Source organism: Sodalinema sp., from assembly GCF_046483825.1.
Lineage (GTDB): Bacteria > Cyanobacteriota > Cyanobacteriia > Cyanobacteriales > Geitlerinemataceae > Sodalinema.
In genome coordinates this window covers 1-4171 of the sequence record NZ_JAWOCL010000296.1, presented here as the reverse complement: position 1 = coordinate 4171, position 4171 = coordinate 1, and the positions used below count along the sequence as shown (strand labels likewise).

Genomic DNA, 4171 nt, shown 5'->3' with positions numbered 1-4171 from the left:
CAGGGAACAGGGAACAGGGAACAGGGAACAGGGAACAGGGAACAGGGAACAGGGAACAGAAAAGACGTAGGGGCACCCTTGTGGTCGCCCTGGGCAGTAGGCAAGAGCGGTAGGATGTGTTCCGGCATCAGTGAGGGTTGTGACCTAGGCCCACCAATTCAAAACTGCCGGAACGCATCGCTGCGGTAGGCTCTATTGTCCACTGTCCATTGTTAATTGTCCATTATCCCTGAGTATTGATGACCACTTGGGTGAGATAGGAGACGCCAAAATCGCCGTTGGGATGTTGGCGGAGTTCGTCGGCCAGTTCAAAGACTTTTTGGGCCAGGGGTTGACCGAGTTTGTCGATGGTGGCGGTTCGTTGGCGATCGACTTGGCTTTGTTCCCGGAGTTGGGCTTTCCAGTCGGCGGAAAATAGGCGATCGAGTTGGTTGTGTAACCCGAGTTGTTTGAGGATGTCCCATTCTCCTTGATCGAGCCAAAAGCCGCCGGTTTCGGGCGATCGCTCAATATAAAAGGGCTGGGGCGCATCGACACGGGCGCGAATGAGAATTTTGCCGCTGTGGGGACAGAGGGCGGCTTTACTGTCCTCTGGGGGCGGGGTAAACGCTAGGTTAGTTAGACGTTGGCTGAGGTCTTCGGGGCTGAGGTCTTCTGGGGGATGGTTGGCGCACCATGGGTCGTAGTCGTTGCGTTCGATCCAAACGCCTCCGGTTTCGGGACAGTGTTGGGCCGGGAGTTCCGGTTCGAGATCGGCGGGTTGCAGGGTGATGTTGCGGGCTTTAGGACATTGCATTGTGCTGTGCTGGTGAGGAGTGGCGTTGTCTATTATGTGTTGTCGTTGGGATTGAGTAAATGATCACAGTAGCGGTTGAGGGTGGTGAGGCGATCGCGGATCTGTTGGTGTCGCTGTTGTTGGGTTTGCGGGGTTTTGGCGGTTTGCAGAAAGGCGGCGTCGGTGGCCAGTAGGCGTAGTTGTTTGTGAATTTCGACGAGTAGGGACTGTTCGGAGTGGGGGCGATTGCGGTCTGAGGTGAGTAGGGTTTGCTGAAACCACTGCTGTAGGGCGTTGATTTGTACCGTTAGGGGGGGGCTGGGAGCAGGGGTTTCTAGGCGTTGTAGGCGCTCTTGTAGGTCTAAGTAAGGATTCGTTGACATTGGGGCTACAAAAAATGAGTGTAGGTTGCTACAATTAGGTTAAGCCATCTCTTACAAAAATTAAGACATTGTAAACGTCGTCCCCAAATGGCGTACTGGCTCCATAATTAGCAGTTAAAACTCAGTTCTGATTATTGTTTCTCTGCGATCGCATCTGTCGGCGATCGCGGTTTGTTGCCGATCTCGGCTGAGGTTTCTTGTCCCCAATTCCGACAAATTCTGTATTCTACGATACAGTGGAAGCTTCAGAATCCCAGGAAACGCCATCGCCTTCTGACTCAGAGAGGTTCTTGACCTCAATCTGAGTTCCATTTCTATTTTTCCCTTTAATCTGCGATCGCTCGAACCCGTTAAACCATTATGAACGTAGCATCTCCCACCTGCCACCTCGATTTCTCAATTGACGTCCCAGACTGGCTTCAAGCCGCCCTCGGGAACAGTGATCCCCATGGCTTGTTAGGAACCCTTAGCGCTGAGGAAGTCGATTTAGTCCGACGAGCGTTTCAGTTTGGCTACCAACTCCATGAAGGACAATGTCGCGCCTCAGGAGAACCCTACATCGCCCATCCGGTGGCGGTTGCGGGGTTACTGCGCGATTTAGGAGGAAATGGGGCCACCATCGCCGCTGGCTTCTTGCATGATGTCGTCGAAGATACGGACATCACCCCGGAAGAGTTGGAGATGCACTTCGGGGAAGAAGTGCGGCGGTTGGTTGAAGGGGTGACGAAACTCTCGAAATTCAACTTTTCGAGTAAAACCGAACGCCAGGCGGAGAACTTCCGGCGGATGTTTTTGGCTATGGCGCAAGATATCCGGGTGATCGTGGTCAAACTGGCCGATCGCCTGCATAATATGCGTACCTTAACCCATTTGGCCCCGGCCAAACAGAAACGGATTGCCCAGGAGACGTTAGATATTTTTGCGCCTCTGGCGAACCGGTTGGGGATTGGACGTTTGAAATGGGAGTTGGAGGATTTATCCTTTAAGTATCTCGATGGAGAAGCCTATGCTCGGATTCGGGATTTGGTGGCTGATAAGCGGGGCGATCGCGAAACTCGGATTCAGGCCGTGGCCTCAACCTTAAGTGAACGGTTGCAAGCGGTGGGAATCACGGATTTTGAAGTCAGTGGTCGTCCCAAGCATCTCTATGGAATTTACACCAAGATGCAGCGGCAACAGAAGGACTTTACCGAGATTTATGATATTGCCGCCGTGCGGGTGATTGTCAACAGCAACGATGAATGTTATCGGGCGTTGGCGATTGTCCATGATGCTTTTAACCCCATTCCAGGGCGCTTTAAGGACTATATTGGTCTCCCCAAACCCAACCGTTATCAATCGCTGCATACGGGAGTGATTGGCAAGAGTGGCCGCCCCATTGAAGTGCAGATTCGCACCGCTGCTATGCACCATGTAGCCGAGTACGGGATTGCCGCTCATTGGAAGTATAAAGAATCGGGTTCTGTGCAAAGTCAATGGACGGCTGAGGATGAGAAATTCACCTGGCTGCGGCAATTGTTGGATTGGCAACATGACCTAAAAGATGCCCAGGAATATCTCGACAGCATCAAAGACAATTTGTTTGAAGATGATGTTTATGTGTTTACCCCCAATGGGGATGTGGTGGCGTTGAAACAGGGGGCGACTCCGGTGGATTTTGCCTATCGCATCCATACAGAAGTGGGGAATCACTGTGCTGGGGCGAAAGTGGATGGGCGGATTGTACCGTTGGATAGTCGCTTGCAGAATGGCAGTATTGTGGAGATTATCACGCAAAAGAACAGTCATCCCAGTTTAGATTGGCTCAACTTTGTGATGACGCCCAGCGCCCGCAACCGGATTCGTCAATGGTACAAGCGATCGCACCGGGATGAGAACGTCGCCCGGGGCCGGGAGATGTTAGAGAAAGAGTTGGGTAAAAGTGGCTTTGAGGCGTTGCTGAAGTCGGAACCGATGAAGACGGTGGCTGAACGCTGTAATTATCACAGTGTGGATGATTTGTTGGCGGCGGTTGGCTATGGTGAGGTGACGCTGAATCAGGTGCTGAACCGTTTGCAAGATACGGTGAAGGTGCAACAAACGCCGCCGGAGGTGACGAGTTTTGAGCAAACCACGGTATCGTTGCTGAATAAGGCCGTTCCGGATCAACCGAAGTCCAATGGTACGTTTCCCATTGCGGGGATTGAGGGGATGGTGTACCACCTCGCGGGCTGTTGCAAGCCGGTGCCGGGTGAGGGCATTATTGGGGTGGTGACTCGCGGCGATCGGGGTATCTCGATTCACAATCAGCATTGCAGTAATGTCAGTTCGGTTCCGGGGGAACGCCTGGTTCCGGTGAGTTGGAACAATCAGGAGGACACCAGCCGCCCGCCGACGTATCCGGTGGACATTTCGATTGAGGTGTTAGATCGGGTGGGGGTTCTCAATGATATTTTGTCGCGTCTGAAGGACAATAATATTAATGTGCATAGTGCCCAGGTGCGGACGACGGAAGGGAAACCGGCGATTATTGATTTGGGGATTGGGATTCGGGATCTCGGCCAGTTGGATCGCACGTTTGCGCAAATCCGCCAGATGAGTGATGTGTTGAATATGCGTCGTCTTCAGGAGGGGCGTGTGTCGTAGGGAGTTTGCGCGAGGGGGAAGCTGTTTGAGGGAGGTTTGGGAAAAAATGGCTGAACCCTCGATGGGGACTGGATTTCAGGGATTGCAGTACATTGTAAGTGTCGCGCAAATTCGCGATGTTTGTCTGGGAGAGTGTTTTGGAGTTTTTTAATATGCAAGGGGTTGTGTTTTTCACTCGATGGGTGTTAGAATCAGGGGGTCTCGCGCAAACGGACCTCGAAAACTGCATAGTGTCAGGGTTCCAGGAGGGAGGCCTCGCAATTACCGATAATCCCTATTAGGGATTGAAACTAAGCACACATCAAGCCTAGTGCATCGACGGGCAGCTCGCAATTACCGATAATCCCTATTAGGGATTGAAACAGATTTGGGATTACGGGCAAGAATG

General features: G+C 52.4%; 3 protein-coding genes. 1 reads left to right on the top strand and 2 read right to left on the bottom strand.

The window, feature by feature from the left end:
• Nucleotides 1-223 precede the first annotated feature (223 nt).
• Nucleotides 224-796, bottom strand: coding sequence for a zf-TFIIB domain-containing protein (locus R6U67_RS18875; protein WP_410253976.1), 573 nt, complete (start codon nt 794-796; stop codon nt 224-226).
• A gap of 32 nt (nt 797-828) precedes the next feature.
• The gene (gene patD / locus R6U67_RS18870) at nt 829-1158 is read right to left on the bottom strand and encodes a heterocyst frequency control protein PatD (RefSeq protein WP_410253975.1); all 330 of its coding nucleotides are present in this window, start codon (nt 1156-1158) and stop codon (nt 829-831) included.
• Between the two features lie 360 nt (nt 1159-1518).
• Between patD and R6U67_RS18865 the strand changes: the two genes are divergently transcribed.
• Nucleotides 1519-3783: a RelA/SpoT family protein gene (locus tag R6U67_RS18865; RefSeq protein ID WP_410253974.1), complete on the top strand. Its 2265-nt coding sequence runs from the start codon at nt 1519-1521 to the stop codon at nt 3781-3783.
• Nucleotides 3784-4171: the final 388 nt, after the last annotated feature.

Coding starts and splice junctions, on each gene's coding strand:
- R6U67_RS18875 (WP_410253976.1), bottom strand. CDS start 796: ATGCAATGTCCTAAAGCCCGCAACATCACCCTGCAACCCGCCGATCTC.
- patD (WP_410253975.1), bottom strand. CDS start 1,158: ATGTCAACGAATCCTTACTTAGACCTACAAGAGCGCCTACAACGCCTA.
- R6U67_RS18865 (WP_410253974.1), top strand. CDS start 1,519: ATGAACGTAGCATCTCCCACCTGCCACCTCGATTTCTCAATTGACGTC.